This window comes from Bacteroidota bacterium (genome assembly GCA_016722565.1).
Taxonomy (GTDB): domain Bacteria; phylum Bacteroidota; class Bacteroidia; order 2-12-FULL-35-15; family 2-12-FULL-35-15; genus 2-12-FULL-35-15.
In genome coordinates, this window is the sequence record JADKIU010000007.1 from 51,627 (window position 1) to 69,654 (window position 18,028).

General features: G+C 37.5%; 15 protein-coding genes and 1 tRNA gene. 8 read left to right on the top strand and 8 right to left on the bottom strand.

Annotated elements, in window-relative coordinates:
* Positions 1–41 precede the first annotated feature (41 nt).
* Positions 42–569 (top strand): PH domain-containing protein, encoded by a 528-nt coding sequence (locus IPP64_14960; GenBank protein MBL0330669.1) that lies wholly within the window; start codon positions 42–44, stop codon positions 567–569.
* A 76-nt stretch (positions 570–645) separates the two neighbouring features.
* Here the strand turns inward: IPP64_14960 and IPP64_14965 are convergent.
* Positions 646–717: transfer RNA gene (locus tag IPP64_14965), tRNA-Arg, on the bottom strand.
* A gap of 102 nt (positions 718–819) precedes the next feature.
* Here IPP64_14965 and lpxD point away from each other — a divergent pair.
* Together lpxD and IPP64_14975 are read left to right on the top strand one after the other, a co-directional pair.
* On the top strand, positions 820–1,866 hold the full coding sequence (gene lpxD / locus IPP64_14970) for a UDP-3-O-(3-hydroxymyristoyl)glucosamine N-acyltransferase (GenBank protein MBL0330670.1): 1,047 nt from the start codon (positions 820–822) through the stop codon (positions 1,864–1,866).
* Between the two features lie 15 nt (positions 1,867–1,881).
* Positions 1,882–2,739: a 1-acyl-sn-glycerol-3-phosphate acyltransferase gene (locus tag IPP64_14975; GenBank protein ID MBL0330671.1), complete on the top strand. Its 858-nt coding sequence runs from the start codon at positions 1,882–1,884 to the stop codon at positions 2,737–2,739.
* Here IPP64_14975 and IPP64_14980 read toward each other — a convergent pair.
* Together IPP64_14980 and IPP64_14985 are read right to left on the bottom strand one after the other, a co-directional pair.
* Positions 2,736–3,398, bottom strand: a complete 663-nt coding sequence (locus tag IPP64_14980; GenBank protein ID MBL0330672.1) for a response regulator transcription factor — start codon at positions 3,396–3,398, stop codon at positions 2,736–2,738. The two genes, IPP64_14975 and IPP64_14980, sit on opposite strands and share 4 nt — an antisense overlap.
* A 10-nt stretch (positions 3,399–3,408) precedes the next feature.
* Entirely contained in the window at positions 3,409–5,337 is a 1,929-nt protein-coding gene (locus tag IPP64_14985) for a sensor histidine kinase (GenBank protein MBL0330673.1), read from the bottom strand.
* Between the two features lie 194 nt (positions 5,338–5,531).
* On the opposite strand from IPP64_14985, the gene IPP64_14990 reads away from it, so the two are divergent.
* Entirely contained in the window at positions 5,532–9,770 is a 4,239-nt protein-coding gene (locus IPP64_14990) for a gliding motility-associated C-terminal domain-containing protein (GenBank protein ID MBL0330674.1), read from the top strand.
* 63 nt (positions 9,771–9,833) lie between these two features.
* Entirely contained in the window at positions 9,834–10,934 is a 1,101-nt protein-coding gene (locus tag IPP64_14995; GenBank protein ID MBL0330675.1) for a PorP/SprF family type IX secretion system membrane protein, read from the top strand.
* Positions 10,935–11,092: 158 nt separating this feature from the next.
* Here IPP64_14995 and IPP64_15000 read toward each other — a convergent pair whose 3' ends face one another.
* From IPP64_15000 to trmB, 3 genes are all read right to left on the bottom strand, one after another.
* Positions 11,093–11,746, bottom strand: coding sequence for a hypothetical protein (locus IPP64_15000; GenBank protein ID MBL0330676.1), 654 nt, complete (start codon positions 11,744–11,746; stop codon positions 11,093–11,095).
* A 61-nt stretch (positions 11,747–11,807) separates the two neighbouring features.
* Entirely contained in the window at positions 11,808–12,152 is a 345-nt protein-coding gene (locus tag IPP64_15005) for an MGMT family protein (GenBank protein ID MBL0330677.1), read from the bottom strand.
* Positions 12,153–12,197: 45 nt separating this feature from the next.
* The gene (trmB, locus tag IPP64_15010; GenBank protein ID MBL0330678.1) at positions 12,198–12,869 is read right to left on the bottom strand and encodes a tRNA (guanosine(46)-N7)-methyltransferase TrmB; all 672 of its coding nucleotides are present in this window, start codon (positions 12,867–12,869) and stop codon (positions 12,198–12,200) included.
* Positions 12,870–12,970: 101 nt separating this feature from the next.
* Between trmB and IPP64_15015 the strand changes: the two genes are divergently transcribed.
* Positions 12,971–14,038, top strand: coding sequence for a glycosyltransferase (locus IPP64_15015; protein MBL0330679.1), 1,068 nt, complete (start codon positions 12,971–12,973; stop codon positions 14,036–14,038).
* Here IPP64_15015 and IPP64_15020 read toward each other — a convergent pair.
* Positions 14,030–15,043 carry an NAD-dependent epimerase/dehydratase family protein gene (locus tag IPP64_15020; protein ID MBL0330680.1) on the bottom strand — a complete coding sequence of 338 codons (1,014 nt, stop codon included), beginning with the start codon at positions 15,041–15,043 and terminating at the stop codon, positions 14,030–14,032. The genes IPP64_15015 and IPP64_15020 overlap by 9 nt on opposite strands.
* Before the next feature lie 64 nt (positions 15,044–15,107).
* Here IPP64_15020 and IPP64_15025 point away from each other — a divergent pair, with 64 nt between their 5' ends.
* On the top strand, positions 15,108–16,427 hold the full coding sequence (locus tag IPP64_15025) for a tyrosine--tRNA ligase (protein MBL0330681.1): 1,320 nt from the start codon (positions 15,108–15,110) through the stop codon (positions 16,425–16,427).
* On the opposite strand, the gene IPP64_15030 is transcribed toward IPP64_15025, so the two are convergent.
* Complete coding sequence (locus IPP64_15030) at positions 16,424–17,413, bottom strand: acyl transferase (GenBank protein ID MBL0330682.1); 990 nt, start codon at positions 17,411–17,413, stop codon at positions 16,424–16,426. The genes IPP64_15025 and IPP64_15030 overlap by 4 nt on opposite strands.
* A gap of 88 nt (positions 17,414–17,501) precedes the next feature.
* On the opposite strand from IPP64_15030, the gene IPP64_15035 reads away from it, so the two are divergent.
* On the top strand, positions 17,502–18,002 hold the full coding sequence (locus IPP64_15035; protein MBL0330683.1) for a hypothetical protein: 501 nt from the start codon (positions 17,502–17,504) through the stop codon (positions 18,000–18,002).
* The last annotated feature ends 26 nt before the right edge of the window (positions 18,003–18,028 follow it).

Sequence of the window (18,028 nt, forward strand, 5' to 3'; positions counted from 1 at the left end):
GAGCGGAGTCGAGAACCGCACTAACTATTAAAAACAATACCATGACCAATAGCGAAGGAACAATCATTCAAAAAGCAGAATTCAATTCTGTTTTACGCACCTACATTTTATTGTATGTTGCATTTTTTCTATTTATTTCCATTATAGGTATCCCGCTTTGCATTATTTGGCTTTGTGGCGTGGGACAATGGTATTCACGTCATTATTTTGACAAGTTGGAATGTGTATTAACAGATAAAAATTTACGTTTTAAAAAAGGGATCATTGTACAATTTGAAAAAACGATTCCATTGGAAAACATTCAAGATATGGCATTCATTGAAGGTCCCGTTTTGAGACATTTTAATTTATGTGTTTTAAAAGTTGAGACAGCTGGAGGCTCAGCACATATGTCGCATCAAATGAGTTTAGTTGGAATAAAAGAAGCACAAGATTTTCGATTAAAAGTATTGGAACAACGCACACTGCTAAAAAACACACAAGGCAATCACGACAACCAAAATGTATTAGTAGAAATAAAAGAAAGCTTATTACGAATTGAAGGCTTGTTGAAGGACAATAAAAAATAATTGGGCTTAATCTAAATATTATTTGAATGAATTTATTGGACAGTCAACGCTATTAATTATTAGGAAACGGCCTATGTGGTCTCGCCCAGAATCGAACTGGGATCAAAAGTTTAGGAAACTTCTATTCTATCCGTTGAACTACGAAACCTTGATTTTAAAGGATTACAAAGGTACCAAATTTTGCAAGAGTTCCTATATTGCCAATTCCTGAATTATTAGTATTTTTAGGTGCTAAAAACACCATTTTCACATGAAATTTACAGCAAAACAAATAGCCGATTTATTGGGAGGAACTGTTGAAGGAAACGGAGAAGTTGAAGTATCCGGACTTGCTAAGATTGAAGAAGGTAAGTTAGGAACCTTGTCGTTTCTCTCCAACCCTTTGTATACACAGTATATTTACGAAACTGATGCCTCAGCTGCCATTGTAAACAAATCCTTGGTGCTTGAAAAACCGGTAAAACCAACACTTACACTGATCCGTGTAGAAGATTCTTATTCAAGTTTCGCAAAGCTTTTAGAAATTTATCATAAATTCAAACACGATAAAAAAGGTATCGAACAACCATCCTTTGTTGCAAGTACTGCCAAATTGGGTAAGGATTGTTATGTTGGAGCATTTGCCTATATCGGTGAAAATGTAAAAATCGGGAACAATGTTAAAATTTATCCGCATTGTTATATTGGCGACAATGTTACCATTGGTGATGATTGCGTTTTCTTTTCAGGAGTAAAAATTTATTACGATTGTGTTATTGGAAACGATTGCACCATCCATGCCAGCACTGTTGTTGGTAGCGATGGATTTGGTTTTGCTCCAAACGCGGAAAACAATTACAAAAAAGTACCTCAGATCGGAAATGTGATCATCGAAGATCATGTAGAGATTGGATCAAATACCTCTATCGACAGAGCAACAATGGGATCAACCATTATCCGCAAAGGCTCTAAACTGGATAACTTGGTGCAAATTGCGCACAATGTTGAATTGGGTGAAAATTGTATCTTGGCAGGAGGTTCATTTGTTGCAGGCTCAACCAAACTCGGAAAAAATGTGATGATGGGTGGACAAGCCGGAGTTATCGGACATTTAAAAATTGCGGATGGTGTAAAAATTGCCGGACAATCCGGTGTTGGAAACAGCATCGAAACAGAAGGATTGGTTGTGCAAGGATCACCGGCTTTTGCCATTGGAGATTTCCAAAGAAGCTATGTGCTTTTTAGAAGTTTTCAAAAAGTAAACGATAGAATTCGCACCCTTGAAAAAGAATTAAAAAAAATAAATACTCCTGAATAGGATTGTTCCCAATTTATGACAACGCCACAAAAATTTATAGACGTAGATAAAGTTCTAAGAGAGAAAGCACCCGGACTAAAAAAATGGATGCCTCGCTTTGTTCTGAATTGGCTAAAACGCAAACTTCATGAAGATGATATCAATACACTCATGATTGATTTGAAAGATGTGTATGGTGTTGAATTCAATAATAAAGGACTAGAAAAATTAGGCGCTAAAATTGAATCCACCAACTCACATTTTATTCCAAAAGAAGGAGGAATCATTTTAGCTGCTAATCACCCACTTGGCGGATTAGATGGAATGGCCTTTGTGAAAACAATTGCCGAAGTTCGACCGGATATCCATTTTGTGGTAAATGACGTTTTAAAAAATCTTAAAAATTATGGTGATGTTTTTATCGGCATCAACAAAATAAAATCCACCTCTGCAACTTCTTTAAGAACTATTGAAAGTGTTTTACTTACGGATGAAGCCATCGGATTTTTTCCTGCAGGATTGGTTTCCAGAAAACAAAATGGGAAAATCATGGACTTAGACTGGAAAAAAAGTTTTGTCACCCAAGCCATTGACCACAAACGAATGATTGTTCCAGTTTTTATTGAAGGACAAAACTCAAAATTCTTTTACAACTTTGCTCAATTCCGTAAACGCATTGGTATTAAAGCAAATATCGAAATGCTTTTTTTACCGGATGAAATGTTTAAACAAAGAAATCGTACCATCAAAGTGCATTTCAGCAAAGCTTTCGACCCAGCCATTTTAGATAAACGTAAATCACACAAAGGTTGGGCTGATCACATCAAAAAATATATTTATTCAGATGAATTTAAAAAAGGAATTCCATTTGAAGAATATATGAACATGGATTAGAATTCACTTATACCAACCAGCAATTCTTTGTTTTCACTAATCCACAATACCAACGAATTATTACGTGGAGGTAGTTGCAATTTCTGACAAATTTTTGACCGATAATTTTCGATTGTTTTTTCAGACAAGAACAATAACTCTGCAATTTCTTTTGTTGTCTTATTCTGGCTCACCAATTTCAAGGTTTTTAACTCTGCCTGACTGAGATTTTTCAATAAAAATAATAATTCAATTTTCTTTTTATCCGACTCTACAAAATCTGAGTAATAGGCTTGCAATTCGGGACCAATGTACTTTTCGTCTTGAGAGACTTTACCTATACAATCGATGATTTCGTTGGCAGCAAAATCTTTTAGAATATAACTGTAAGCGCCCGAATCCATCGCTTTTTTAACCATTTCTCTATCGCGATACATGGTAAGAATCACAATCCGAGTTGATAATTTTTCTTTTGTAACAATCGTAGATACTTCGATTCCATTTAATTCCGGCATATTGATATCCAAGATGGAAATCTCCGGTTTCTCTTTTTTTATTGCATCCAACGCTTCTCTCCCATTCCTACACTCGATAATCTGAATATCCGAAAATGAACCCTCCAGAATATCTTTCAGGCCCTTTCTAAAAATAGGATGATCATCGGCAATAAGGAGTTTCATTTTTTTCACTTTAGGCTACCTTAAATTTAAGAATTAATTTGAATCCTTTCTCCACTTTATCATCAATATCAATAGAACCATTGATAATTTTTGCACGTTCCTGCATCGAAAGTAAACCGATTCCCAGATGGTGCTTCTTATTTTTTAGACCCATACCGTTATCTTGGTATAGCAACACAAACTCTTCTCCCTTTTCTGATATGGATAGTTTTAATCCGCTTGCTCCGGAATGTTTAATGGTGTTGTTCGTGCATTCCTGAATAATCCGAAACAAATGCGTTTGAATTGAAATGGGCAATGCTTCTACTCCGTTTGGAATTTCAAAACTACATTCCATTTTTGTTGCCGACTGAATACTTTCCATCAATGCAGCAACAGAACGTCCCAAACCAATTTTTTCAAGATTGGTAGGATATAAGTTACGTGAAATCTCTCTCGTTTGCTCAATCACCCGTCCCAACTCAATCTCCATTTGATGAGAAGGCTCCTTAGAGCCTTGCTGTTCTTTTATCATTTTTGCTTTGATAACAGACAACGATTGACCGATATCATCGTGCAAATCTCTTGAAATGCGCAATCGCTCCTCCTCAATGTTTTGAATCAGTTGCTGACTAAATTGTTGCTGTTTTTCCTTTATCTTTTTAGAATATCGCCACGACAAAATACTTATCAGGAGAATAATCACAATTAGCGCACTACCAATACTAATCCATTTAAGATAACGTTCCTCTTGCGTTTGTTTTTCCAAAATAATGGAGTTCAATTTTTCCTTCTCAAGTTCAATTTCTTTTTTCTGAATCTTTTGATTTTGCTGCAATTGAGCAATCACCTTATCGTTAATTTGGCCGGATAAACTGTCCTTCAATTTCGAATACTTCAAATAACTTTCCAGGGCCAGTTCGTACTTTTGTTGGCTCGATTCAACGCGGTATTTCATGAAGTAATAGGAAGATAAATCTTCCAAATTCCCGGTTTTACTTGTCAATTGCTCAATCTCTAAAAGTAAAGCTTCAGCTACCGGAATTCGATTCATCATTACAAAAACATTGGCTTTATTTAAATATGCCTTGGCAAGTTCTTTATCAAAATGGTGCTGTTTCAACACGACAATTGCAGAATCAATGTACGAAATGGCTTTATCATTTTGTCCAGCATTCGAAAAAGCTGAGGCGAGGTTAATAAAATTGCTGGCTAGTTCTTGGTGCAAGTTATTCTGACGAGAATATTGAATTACTTTTTCAAATAATGGATAGGCTTTTTCAGGTTTATTATCCGAGACATAGGCCAAACAAATGTTCATTTGAATGTGACCTGCTAGGCGTTTGCTGTTTTCTCTTTCTGCAATTATCAATCCCTTTTCAAAATCTTCTAATGCTTCTTTGGTTTGTCCAAGTCCTAATTTTATCAACCCTAAATTATTTCTAAAAACAGCCGGATAATAATTTAAATTATGAATTTCAGAAATTGTTAACCCTTCCAGATAATACTTAACAGCAGCCTGAGCATCACTTTTATCTTGTTTGATAATGCCCAACAAGTTATACAACTCTGCTACATTTTCAAAATCACCAATTTGTTTCGACTTTTCTAATAAAGTGTATAAATCTTTCTCCACCTGTTCTGAACTTCCTGTTTCAAACTCCAAAAACAACAATCGAATTTCAGAAAGAATTTCAATATGTGAATTCTTCCATTTTTTTGATTCTTCTAAAGATTGTTCAAAATATTTTTTTGCCTTTTCGAGATTGCGGACATAAAAAAAATAGTTTCCATAATACAAATGTACTTCCGCAACCGCATCCTGAGAAGAAGAGGCGATTGCCTGTTTAATTGTTTGTTCACCTACCTTGAACAATTTAGCAGAATCATAATAAGACGCTTCCTTTACTTCCCGTATCAACTTATTGATTGCAGGTGAATAGCTTGCTTTAGAAGGCAAAACAAATAATAAAAAACAGAAAAAAAGGAGTTGGACTTTTCTCATGGATGAAATTAAACACGTTTCATTTCTTAAATATAACAATAAAAAGAATTCATTTTTTTGCCAACCACAAATTTGGACAGATAAGGGGGCAGCCCCCTTGTTTGGATGTTTTTGAAAATTGAAATTTGTTCTACGTAAACTCTTCGACCATGAAACGAATTCAAAAAATTTTATTATTAGTATTTGGACTATTTTTTTGCATTGTATTGAATGCACAAACATTCACCTGGGTAGGCTATCCAAGTAATGGAGCTACTTGGAATCCTTCTGCTACTTTCAACATGACCATGTCAACAGCAGGCGGAGGGTCGAAAGATGTGCGCGCTAGTACAGCAGGTGGTACTTCTCCTATTTCTGGTACTGCGGGTAATATTGCTCAAAATTGTTCGCCTTACACTGGTTTACGTTTAGAAATGAGTGGAGCCGGAAATGGCGCAGGGACTGCAGTTTGGAACAACAGCATCACTGTTACAATAACATTCCCTACTCCACTTTGTGCTCCTGTTACGTTTAACATTTATGATGTTACTGAAACATTTTACAACGATGGCTCTTTAAATTATGTAAACTATCAAGATAAAGTTAGCATTTCAGCTACCGACAATTTAGCAGCTGCTGTTTTGCCAACAGCAACCACCACTGGACCAATAGACAACACCGTTGTTGGAAGCTCCAGAGTTTTAATTGCAAACGGAATAAATGGACAATGTGCAAACCAAGCAATTTCTGTTGGAGTTGCCGGACAACGAATTTCAACGATTACAATTGTGTATTCAAATCAAGATATTCCAACACATTGTCCGCCACCCAGTGTATCGCCATATCGTTATGGGATATCACAATACCAATACATTTTTATTTCACCCATCACCGGAACAGCTGCACCAACAGCATCCATAGCAGCAGGAGCAATTCCTTGCGGATCAACTACCACAACATTAACAGCAACAACCTCTGCTGGTTCACCAACGTATTCGTGGGCAGGACCAGGTGGTTCAACAATTGTTTCACCCACTGCGGCAAGCACATCCGTTACCGGAGCTGGAACATATACAGTGACCATCAATCCTGGAAGTTGCAGCTCTACTGCCACATATACTGTTGCAGCAAGTGGAACGCCACCGAATGTTTCAGCAACCGCTGCACAAACCGTTACCTGTAGTTCACCTACTATCTCTGCATCTTCATCCAGTTCACCGGTCTCTTTCAGCTGGGCAGGAGCTGGAATTTCAGGTGGTGGAGGAACAGCAACACCAACTATTACAACATCGGGAACTTACACTGTTACCGTTACGAATACAAGTTCAGGATGTACCAGCACAGCAACTGTTGTTGCAACTATGAACACCACTCCACCAACAGTTAGCTCAGCAAGCAGTAACAATATCAATTGCACAACAACTACCGCAACATTAACAGGAACAAGTGCAGGAAGTACAATGGTGTGGAACGGAGGAACCTTGAGTAATGCAGCAAATCCAGCATCTGTAAGCGCTGCAGGAACATATACCGTTACTGCAACAAATCCTGCGAACGGATGTACTTCAACTTCTACTGTGACCATTACCGGAAACACCACTCCGCCAACTGTATCTTCATCCAGCTCTGGAAATTTAACATGTACAACACTGAGTTCAACATTAACAGGAACAGGGTCCGGAACAATGGTGTGGAATGGTGGTGCATTAAGCAATGCTGCTAATCCTGCCTCCGTAAGTGCTGCAGGAACGTATACCGTTACTTCTACAAATGCATCCAATGGATGTACTGCTACATCTACAGTAACAATTAATAGCAATACAACACCTCCAACAGTTTCTTCCGCTTCCTCCGGAAATTTAACATGTACTGCGTTAACAGCTACATTAACAGGAACCAGCTTAGGAAGCACGATGGTATGGAATGGTGGTTCTCTTGTGAATGCATCAAATCCTGCAACTGTGAGTGCAATCGGAACATATACTGTGACATCAACAAGTTTAGTAAACGGTTGCACGAATACATCAACAGTTACCATCACCTCTAATACAACTCCGCCAACAGTTAGTTCAGCAAGTAGCAACAATATTAATTGTACAACCACAACAGCAACATTAACCGGAACAAGTGCGGGAAGCACAATGGTTTGGAATGGTGGAGCATTAAGTAATGCTGCTAATCCTGCAACAGTGAGTGCTGCCGGAACATATACGGTTACGGCAACAAATCCTGCAAACGGATGTACAGCCACATCAACAGTAACCATTACATCGAGCGGTACTGTTCCAAATATTAGTATTGCATCCCCTTCACAACTAACTTGCACCACAACCAGCGTAACATTAACAGGAAGCTCAACAACTCCGGGTGCAACGTACCAATGGACAAGCGGTCCGGGTACTGCAACCTATCCGGTATCTTCTGGAGCAACGTATACATTAACCGTTACTGACCCGAGCAATGGTTGTACTTCAACGCAAACTGTTTCCGTTTCTAGCAATACAACTCCTCCAACAGTTTCATCTGCAACATCAGGAAATATTACCTGTACAGCATCAAGTGTTACATTAACAGGAACAAGTGCAGGAACAATGGTATGGAATGGCGGAGCGTTAAGTAATGCTTCAAATCCGGCAGCAGTAAGTACAGCAGGCACCTACACTGTAACTTCAACAGATGCAGCAAATGGCTGTACATCTACTTCAACAGTAACCGTATCTACCAATACCATTCCTCCAACCGTATCTGCAGCAAGCAGCAACAACATTGATTGTATCTCTGCAAGTGCAACACTTACCGGAACAAGTGCCGGCAGCACCATGGTGTGGAATGGCGGAAGTTTAATCAATGCTGCAAACCCCGCTACAGTTGGCGCGGCAGGCACATACACCGTAACAGCAACAAATACAACAAATGGTTGTACTGCAACTTCAACAGTAACCGTAACTGCTTCAGGTGCATTACCCAATATCAGCATTGCTAGTCCGAGCGACATTACGTGCACAACCTCTTCCGTTACTTTAACAGGAAGCTCAACAACTCCTGGTGTAAGTTATCAATGGACTGGTGGTCCGGCTACACCAACAAATACAGTTAGTACAGCAGGAACATATACGTTAACCATTACTGATTTAGGAACAGGATGTGCATCACAACAAACAGTTACAGTAACTAATAATACAACTCCACCAACAGCAACATCAGGAACACCATTAACATTGGGATGCACAACAACGAGTGGAACAATCAGCGCAAGTTCAACAACTGTTGGTGCAACCTATAGCTGGAGTGGAACAGGTATTACAGCCGGAGGTACCAGCTCCTCGCCAACTGTAAATGCTGCAGGAACATACACTGTAACGATTACTGACCCTGCAAACGGATGCACTGCTAGTACAACTGTAACCGTAACAAGTAACACTACCTCTCCAAATGTAACAGCGGGCAGCACATTAACATTGGATTGTATTACTACTTCAGGTTCAATCACAGCAAGTTCAACAACAAGTGGTGCAACATATAACTGGGCTGGAACAGGAATTACTTCAGGTGGAACAACTGCCTCGCCAACCGTAAATGCAGCAGGAACATATACCGTAACCATTACCGATCCTGCAAATGGTTGTACCACTACAACAACTGTAACTGTAACGAATACAAGTGTTCCACCAACTGTTACCGCAATTGCATCATCAACGATCAGTTGCACATCGGGAATAGCAAGTATAAATGCGAGTTCAACAACCAGTGGAGTAACTTTTAGTTGGTCTGGTCCTGGTATTGTCTCCGGAGGCACTACCACTACCCCAACAGTAAATTTACCTGGCACATATACTGTAACCGCAACAAATCCGGCAAACGGATGTACCGCCACTACAACTGTAGTTGTTACAAACAGTGTGGGCCCAATTGCAAGTGCAGGAACAGATATTACGATTAGTTCAGGAACATCAACCACTTTAACAGCGAGCGGTGGAGGAAGCTATGTTTGGTCAACAGGAGCTACCACAAATGCAATTGTTGTAACGCCAACAGCTACAACCGACTACTGTGTAACCGTAACAGATACCAACGGATGTGCAGATACAGCATGCGTGCGCATCACGATCGAAAGTCCTTGTCCGGGTGCAAACGATTTAAAAGTACCAAATGCATATTCACCAAATGGTGATGGGCACAATGATAAAATTTGTTTGCAAGGCTGGAATGATTGTGTAACGGATTTCACAATTTCTATCTATGATCGCTGGGGAGAAAAGGTATTTGAATCAGAAGATCCTGCATTTTGTTGGGATGGAATATTCAAAGGTAAAATGTTAGACCCTGCAGTATTTGTGTATTACATCACAGCCAAATTACCGAACGAAGAAAAAATTGCTAAAAAAGGAAACATCTCATTGATGCGTTAACAGATAAAATCGAATCATTGAAACTTGCCTTTGGTAAATACCAAATTCTAAAAAAAATTAGACATGAGTAAAAAAACTAAAAACAATATCTGCATTCTCATTTTTGGGATGAGCATGGTGTTCACATTCAAAATGTTTGGACAGGACATTCACTTTTCTCAATTTAACGAAACACCATCCTTGCTTAATCCTGCACTTACAGGGCAAACACATGTTATCAAAGCGTCTGCAATTTATCGTGATCAATGGAGAAGTGTTACCGTTCCATATAAAACATTTGGTGCATCCATCGAATTAAAATTAAAGGCAAGCAATTGGGAAAGCGTTGGAAATCATGCAACAAAAACCTATAAAAAATCTTTTAGCAGAAATGCCTTGGGACTTTCTTTTTTTAGTGATAAGGCCGGTGATGGAAATATGGCAACAACACAAGCCAACCTTTCTTACGCCACGTTTATTCCGGTAAGTAGTAAATCTTCTTTATCACTTGGTTTGCAAGCAAGTGTGGTTCAACGCAAAGTCGATTATAGCAAATTACTTTGGAACGACCAATATGGAGCGGGAGGGTACGACAATTCGTTAGACCATGGCGAAACATTTACCAGTGGAACATTTATCTATCCGGATTTTGCCGCAGGGATGCTTTATAGTTATGGATACAATGAAAAAGGCATTGGTGCGAATGACCAATTCAAAATGGATATTGGTGTTTCGATGTATCATTTGGCAACGCCCCAACAAAAATATTTATCAGAAACAAGCGAGCGTTTGTTGGCGAAATATATAGTTCATGGAAAATTTTTAATCGGAATACGCAATACAAAATTTTCATTTGCGCCAAGTTATTTTTATGCCTTGCAGGGTTCAACACAAGAATTTGTTGCTGGAAGTATGTTTCGATACAATTTCAAAGAAGATTCAAAGTATACGGGATATGTAAAAGGTTCTACGTTTTCATTGGGTGCATTTTACAGAAACAGAGATGCAATGATTGCAAAAGTAATGTTGGAATTCGGGCAATACGCAGTTGGATGCAGTTATGATATTAATACTTCCGGCTTAACAAAGGTAAGTACCTCCAGAGGTGGCTTCGAAGTGTTTTTACGATTTGTAACTCCGAGTCCATATTTGTATCAAAAACGCGACAAAGCAAAATTTAATTAGTTGATTCAGTATATCATTCGAGTGGACGATTTGTTGGGAATCCAAACTTGAATGCATATGTAAAAGAGAGCTTCGGCTCTCTTTTTTTCTGACCTATTGAAATAAAAAAAGCCCTGAGTAAAAAATTACTCAGGGCTTTCCATTTAGAATAAATGACATTATCCTGGTAAACGGGAAATATTTTTCTCCATCATGTTTAACTGCTTTACAATTTCATCAGCTTTAGGTTTACAAGCTTTTGCTTTTCTAAAATATTCTTTTCCTATTTTATTTTGCTTGCGTTGAATTTCAATAGAGCATAATTGTAAATATACAGCCGCCATACTGTCTTTATCCGGAATACCCGCTTTCACAGCATCCATTAATGATTGGCGTGCTTCTTTTGTTTTTCCTTGCTTTAATTGAATAAAACCCAACTGCATCAAATTTGTTCCGGTAACATCACCCACAATTTTTGATTTTGTTTGTAAACTTTTACGAATACTGCTTTCTGCAGATGTTAAATCATCCGTTGCAAGTGATAAGTTACTTTGCAACATGTAATATCCAGAGCGGATTGGTTTCAAAAGCAATCTCGGAAATTTAATCATCTTGATGTATTCCATCGCTTTGTCTACTTCACCATCTGAAACCGCTTCCTGCACCAAACGCATGGTTCCCATCATAAAGTAGAGTAATAATGAAATAAAAGCCAAGCTGTAACAAATCCATGCAGTAATCGGATCTTTATAATAATGAGAAACGCCACCCAAAACCGCCAATATTAAAATGATTGGCAAGCGGTAAATAATGTAAAAACGTAATACTTTCATAATTGATATTAAATTAAATCAGGGCACAAAAATAAGGGAAAATCCCGATTTTATGTCAATTTTAGAGCTCCAATTCCTTCATTGGCTCCCAATAGTGCTTATCGAAGTCTTTTATTTTGTCCTTTACCACTTTGATTCCTTCTTTTTCCAGCAATTCGGCCATCAAAAAAGGGGTCGCAAAATGATGTTTTCCGGTTAATTCTCCATTCCTGTTGACTACCCGATGTGCCGGAACCGACTTTTTCTGGCTATGAGCAGCATTCATTGCCCACCCAACCATCCGGGATGAACGGGCTGTACCCAAATATTTGGCAATGGCACCATAGCTGGTCACTCGACCTTTAGGGATAAGTCGAACCACCTGATAAACCATTTGAAAAAAATCTTCGTGTTTTTCTAAATTCATTTTACCTCTCCTCTTATCCTCTCCTTGAAAAAGGAGAGGACGATTTTAAACTCTAAATTTTAAGTAACAAATTTTAAATCCTTTATCAGAAAATAGTTTTTCGTAATAGGTCTTAATACTTGTCAATGCCTCGTCCCTTTCTTTTGTATCTCCATATAAATCATTCGTACTGTCTAATAATTCAAAATTATTTTCTGCCACAACTTCGCGGGTATAATCATAAAAGGGCTCATTATCTGTTTTCAGATTTATACTTCCCCCTTCTTTCAATATTCGCTGATAGCGTTCCACAAAAATCATATTTGTTAATCGATTTCGGGTCCTTGTTTTTTGTGGCTGTGGATCAGGAAACGTAATCCAGATTTCATCCACTTCACCTGCTGCAAAACAAGCATCAATAAAATCAATGCGTGTACGAATAAAAGCAACATTGTTCATTTTATTTTCAATGGCGGTTTTTGCTCCCGTCCAAATTCGATTTCCTTTTATATCGACACCAATAAAATTTTTATTAGGATAGCGCTTCGCTAAGCCAACTGTATATTCCCCTTTGCCACAGCCCAATTCCAAAACTATCGGATGATCGTTCTTAAAATAGTCTTTATGCCATTTTCCATTTAACGGCAACCCTTCTGCCCTTGCTTGCTCAAACGACAAGAAGAAACAATTATCAAAGGAAGATACTTCTGCAAATTTTTTTAATTTTCTTTTCGCCATAAATTCATAATACATCTTAACCTCAGAGCTCACAAAGAATACGCAGAGCCAGCAGAGAAAAATTAATTAACTTTAACCATATTTTACAAAAATAAGCATTAATGCAAAAGAACAAACGAATATTAATTTGCCCATTGGATTGGGGATTGGGACATGCGACCCGCTGCATCCCGATTATTCATTTGTTGCTTAAGAAGAATACCGAAGTAGTGATTGCTGCAGATGCGGGACCTCTTGCACTCTTAAAACAAGAATTTCCTCAATTAACTTTTGTTCAACTGAAAGGCTATAACATTCAATACCCAAAATCGGGTTCCATGAAACTGAAGATGTTGCTTTCTATTCCAAAAATTGTAAACGGAATAAAAGAAGAACATACTCAACTCGATAAAATAATTGATGAACATAAAATTGACATCGTTATTTCAGATAATAGATATGGTTGCTGGAGTAAAAAAGTAAAAAGCATTTTTATTACGCATCAACTCATGATAAAAGCTCCGATTGGAGAAAGCATTTTACATAAAAAAGTTTTAACGTACATAGCTAATTATGACGAGTGTTGGGTACCAGATACAGAAGGAGAAAATAATCTATCGGGAGATTTGGCGCATCACTACCCGCTTCCTAAAAACACTTATTTTGTTGGAGCGTTAAGTAGATTCGATTTCTCCGTTTCTCCCGAAAGCTATAGGGACGAAATGACAACTATTGTAGCAATCATTTCAGGACCAGAACCACAACGAAGTGTTTTTGAAAAATTGGTTATAGAACAATTACTACAAACGAATATAAAAGCGTTGGTTGTTTGCGGAAAAGCGTCAGAGCCAAAAACAGAAACTATTAAAAACATCAAAATTGTTTCGCATTTAAATTCGGATGAAATGCAAAACGCTATTCTGAATTCAGAAATTATTCTTTCTAGAAGCGGATACTCAACAATAATGGATTTAGCATATTTAGGTAAAAAAGCCATTTTTATTCCTACACCCGGACAAACAGAACAAGAATATTTAGCAGAACGGTTTCTGAAAAAAGGAATTGCTTTTTCACAAACTCAAGCATCTTTTGATTTGAAAATTGCTTTAGCAAAATCTAAAAATTATAAGGGGTTTGAAAAAATGAAGCTGAGTAATGAATTGGAAAAAAGAATTGACGTACTATTTTAAATCTCGCAAATAAAGAGCACATGTATCCTTAATCGATTGTTCCATGGAAATAAAGTTATAATCAGGAAAAGCCTTTAGAAATTTCTCATTTGAAAAACTGCTTTTTCGATTTGCAGAAATAGAAGTCTCTTTTGTTATCAAGGGTGGAGCACCTGTCAAGAATGAACGCAACGATTCGGCTCTCCATGCAAATCCGGTTAAAAACTTTCCAGCTTTGATACCTGATTTCGGTTTCCCAAATGCTTGGTGGATTAAATCGAAATAATGCCTAAAAGAAGCATTCTCACCATTCAATAAAAAACGCTGACCACTGATCTCGCTTTCCATAAGTTTAATCATAATCGCTGCGACATCCCTTACATCCACAAAACCATTGGTACCTTCCGAATAAAATTTAATTCCTTTATATCCTTTTGTAAACATATTGGAGCTGCTTTGAGTCCAATTTCCTCCGCCCATAATCAACGAAGGATTGACAATCACAACGTTTAATCCTTCCTCAGAAGCTCTCCACACTTCACGTTCAGCTGCATATTTACTTATCGAGTAATTTGAATTTTCGGGGGAAGATTTCCAAGGTGTCGTTTCTGAAGTCATACCTCCTTTTTCTGCTCTTCCTAATGAAGCAATGGAACTTACGTGACAGAATTTTTTAACACCTTTTTCGAGTGCAGCATTGACCATATTAGCTGTACCTTCCACATTGATTTTCATCATTTCATCCAAATGTTTCTTTTCAAAAGAAACCATTGCCGCACAATGATAAACCTGATCCACACCTTCCATAACATCCATTAACGAATACACATCGAGCAAATCGGCATCCACCCATTCAATCTTCTTTAATAAGCTTTCTGTATCGGCTGTATAATAGGAAAACACCTTCTTTACGTTCGAGACATTACTGTTCGAACGTTTGATAACACGCACTTTTTTTCCCGACTGTGTAAGGTCGTATAATAAGTGAGTGCCCACCAATCCGGTACCGCCTGTTACTAAAATCATGGAACAAATTTACTCATTTAATTGCACCGATTTATACTATATTTGTAGCTATAAAAGCATAAAAATGAAGACAAATTTTGTTGAAGAACTCAGATGGAGAGGAATGTTACAGGACATAATGCCTGGAACAGAAGATTTATTGAATAAAGAGATGGTGACTGGCTATATTGGCTTTGATCCGACTTCCGATTCTTTGGGAATTGGGAACATGGTTCAAATCATGACCCTTTTGCATTTCCAAAAAGCGGGTCATAAACCCATCGCTTTGGTGGGTGGAGCAACCGGAATGGTAGGCGATCCCTCCGGAAAATCAGCCGAACGTAATTTGTTGGATGAAACAACATTGAATCATAACATTGCTTGTCAGAAAAAACAATTAGAAAAATTTTTGGATTTTAATGCAGGAGCGAATTCCGCAGAAATAGTAAATAATTACGATTGGTTTAAAGGATTTAGCTTCTTAGAATTTATCAGAGATGTAGGGAAACACATTTCAGTAAATTATATGATGGCCAAAGATTCTGTAAAAAACAGATTGGAAAACGGAATGAGTTTTACGGAGTTCAGTTACCAATTGGTGCAAGGATATGATTTCTATTATTTGTGGAAAAACAAAGGAATCAAATTGCAAATGGGTGGTTCTGATCAATGGGGCAACATTGTTACAGGAACGGAATTGATCAGACGAAAAGCAAGCGGTGAAGCCTTTGCATTAACTACTCCGCTTATTAAAAAAGCAGACGGAACTAAATTCGGAAAAACCGAAGGTGGAAATGTTTGGTTGGACAGAGCAAAAACTTCTCCTTATAAATTTTACCAATTCTGGCTGAATGCAAGTGATGAGGATGTAAAAAACTACATTCGCATTTTCACCTTATTCACCAAAGAAGAAATTGAAAAATTGGAAGCAGAACATGCAACCGCACCACATTTAAGAACATTACAAAAAGCTTTAGCAAAAGACATTACGATTCGTGTTCATTCTGAAGATGATTACAATGCAGCAGTAGAAGCTTCCCAAATATTGTTCAGCGGAACATTGGAAGATTTAGCAAAACTATCAGAAGAATTATTTTTAGATATTTTTGATGGCGTTCCACAATTTGAAATTTCAAAAAAAGACATTGAAACCGGAGTTCCAATCATTGATTTGCTTGCGGAAAAAACACAAGTCTTCTCTTCCAAAGGAGAAGCAAGAAAAATGATTCAAGGCGGTGGTGTTTTAGTTAACAAAGCGAAAGTGGAAGATGTTGAATTAAAAGTATCTGCGTCACATCTCATCAACAATAAATACATTTTAGTTCAAAAAGGGAAGAAGAATTATTTTGTGATTAAGGCAGGGATTCGCAATCAAGGAGAAATCAGTAATATGATTAGCGCCTAATCAGCTACCAACAAATTACAGCCTCGAATGTCGCTATTATCAAAGCGACCCAACACTTCAAAGGAAAAATCAGGATGTAATTTTCCTAAATCTTGTGTTGCAATAAACGAGCAGGAATTAATATTTGCCAAATCAATGACATTGATTCCACCAGTTCTATTTGGAGGTAAAATTGCGAATGGATCATTGGTATCACGGATTAGAATTTTCATCCATGGCGGACAATTAAAAATCCCATCTCCTTTTGAATACGCTTGCGATAGCAACTCTGTCATGCCGTATTCACTGTGTATTTTCTCTACTCCAAAACCTTCACATAAAGTGGAATGCAATTCTTCTCTCACCATTTCTTTACGTTTACCTTTCATGCCACCGGTTTCCATGATAATGGTGTTTTTTAAATTCAGCTTTTGTTTCTCAACTAAATCTAATAATGCATACGTCACACCAATTAAAATCGTTTTTTGTCTACGCGCTTCTAACACGTTTATTTTCGTAATCAGCTCATCATAATTATTCAAATAAAAACCGCTATCCGATTCATTGGATTTTTTAATTAAATCTTCCACCATATAAATTAACGAAGACCCATCTCGTTCGAGGTAAGATGGTAACAATGCTAAAACACAATAATCTTGAATATTCCCATACGCCAATTCAAATCCTTTTAAATAACTTTTTTCATAGACAGAAACATCCGAAACAAAATGTTTGCTTTGGGCCATTCCTGTTGTTCCGCTACTCGTAAAAATGATTGATTTTTTGTCGGATTCTGAAGACTTTATCTCATGAGATTTAAAGAATTCTATCGGTAAAAAGGGGATTTCTTCAACTTTAGAGACGGATTCTGGAAAAACAGCTAATCCGGACAAATATTTCGCATAAACAGCACATTCCTTCGCTTGGTAGCGGAAAACAGACAAGGCCAGCTCTTCAAATTGAGTCGGGGCAGTGATATTAAAAATAGCGTCTATATCAGGTTTCAAGGCTAAAAGAGCAATAATATGGGGGTTAAATGCGTTAAAGTATTGCTTTGAGCAAAAATAATTATTAATTTTATGTATCTATTAAGAAATGAAGGATATTAAATACATAGTTGGTTTTGCGTTATTGGGGACATTCGGAATGTCTTCTTGTGTAAAGGAAAAAGAATTTCCGACCACACCTGTTATTGAATTTTTATATTATTCAGCCTACACACCCGATTCGGCAGATTGTGTTATCTCTTTCACCGATGGTGATGGTGATATTGGAATTTTAGATGGAGACGCCACATCTCCGAATGACTATCAATTAAAATATCTATATAAAGATACAACCGATGGCGTTTTTAAGCCATTTGATTCAAACCCTTCCACTCCTGCATTTGACACATTATTCTATTCGTATCGTGTTCCAAATCTAACTCCGGATGGGCAATACAAAGCATTGGATGGAGAAATCAGAGCAAAATTGAGAGCGGCTCCACTTTATTATCCGCTACATACCATTGTAAAATTTGAAATCACATTGAGAGACCGAGCAGGACATTTAAGTAATAGAGTTACTACAAGTGAAATAGAAGTGAATCCGTAAATCGGTTAAAGAAAATAAAAAAGGGA

Excerpts from the sequence above, each read along its gene's own strand:
- IPP64_14960 (MBL0330669.1), top strand. The coding sequence starts at position 42 with ATGACCAATAGCGAAGGAACAATCATTCAAAAAGCAGAATTCAATTCT.
- lpxD (MBL0330670.1), top strand. The coding sequence starts at position 820 with ATGAAATTTACAGCAAAACAAATAGCCGATTTATTGGGAGGAACTGTT.
- IPP64_14975 (MBL0330671.1), top strand. The coding sequence starts at position 1,882 with ATGACAACGCCACAAAAATTTATAGACGTAGATAAAGTTCTAAGAGAG.
- IPP64_14980 (MBL0330672.1), bottom strand. The coding sequence starts at position 3,398 with ATGAAACTCCTTATTGCCGATGATCATCCTATTTTTAGAAAGGGCCTG.
- IPP64_14990 (MBL0330674.1), top strand. The coding sequence starts at position 5,532 with ATGAAACGAATTCAAAAAATTTTATTATTAGTATTTGGACTATTTTTT.
- IPP64_14995 (MBL0330675.1), top strand. The coding sequence starts at position 9,834 with ATGAGTAAAAAAACTAAAAACAATATCTGCATTCTCATTTTTGGGATG.
- IPP64_15000 (MBL0330676.1), bottom strand. The coding sequence starts at position 11,746 with ATGAAAGTATTACGTTTTTACATTATTTACCGCTTGCCAATCATTTTA.
- IPP64_15005 (MBL0330677.1), bottom strand. The coding sequence starts at position 12,152 with ATGAATTTAGAAAAACACGAAGATTTTTTTCAAATGGTTTATCAGGTG.
- trmB (MBL0330678.1), bottom strand. The coding sequence starts at position 12,869 with ATGGCGAAAAGAAAATTAAAAAAATTTGCAGAAGTATCTTCCTTTGAT.
- IPP64_15015 (MBL0330679.1), top strand. The coding sequence starts at position 12,971 with ATGCAAAAGAACAAACGAATATTAATTTGCCCATTGGATTGGGGATTG.
- IPP64_15020 (MBL0330680.1), bottom strand. The coding sequence starts at position 15,043 with ATGATTTTAGTAACAGGCGGTACCGGATTGGTGGGCACTCACTTATTA.
- IPP64_15025 (MBL0330681.1), top strand. The coding sequence starts at position 15,108 with ATGAAGACAAATTTTGTTGAAGAACTCAGATGGAGAGGAATGTTACAG.
- IPP64_15035 (MBL0330683.1), top strand. The coding sequence starts at position 17,502 with ATGAAGGATATTAAATACATAGTTGGTTTTGCGTTATTGGGGACATTC.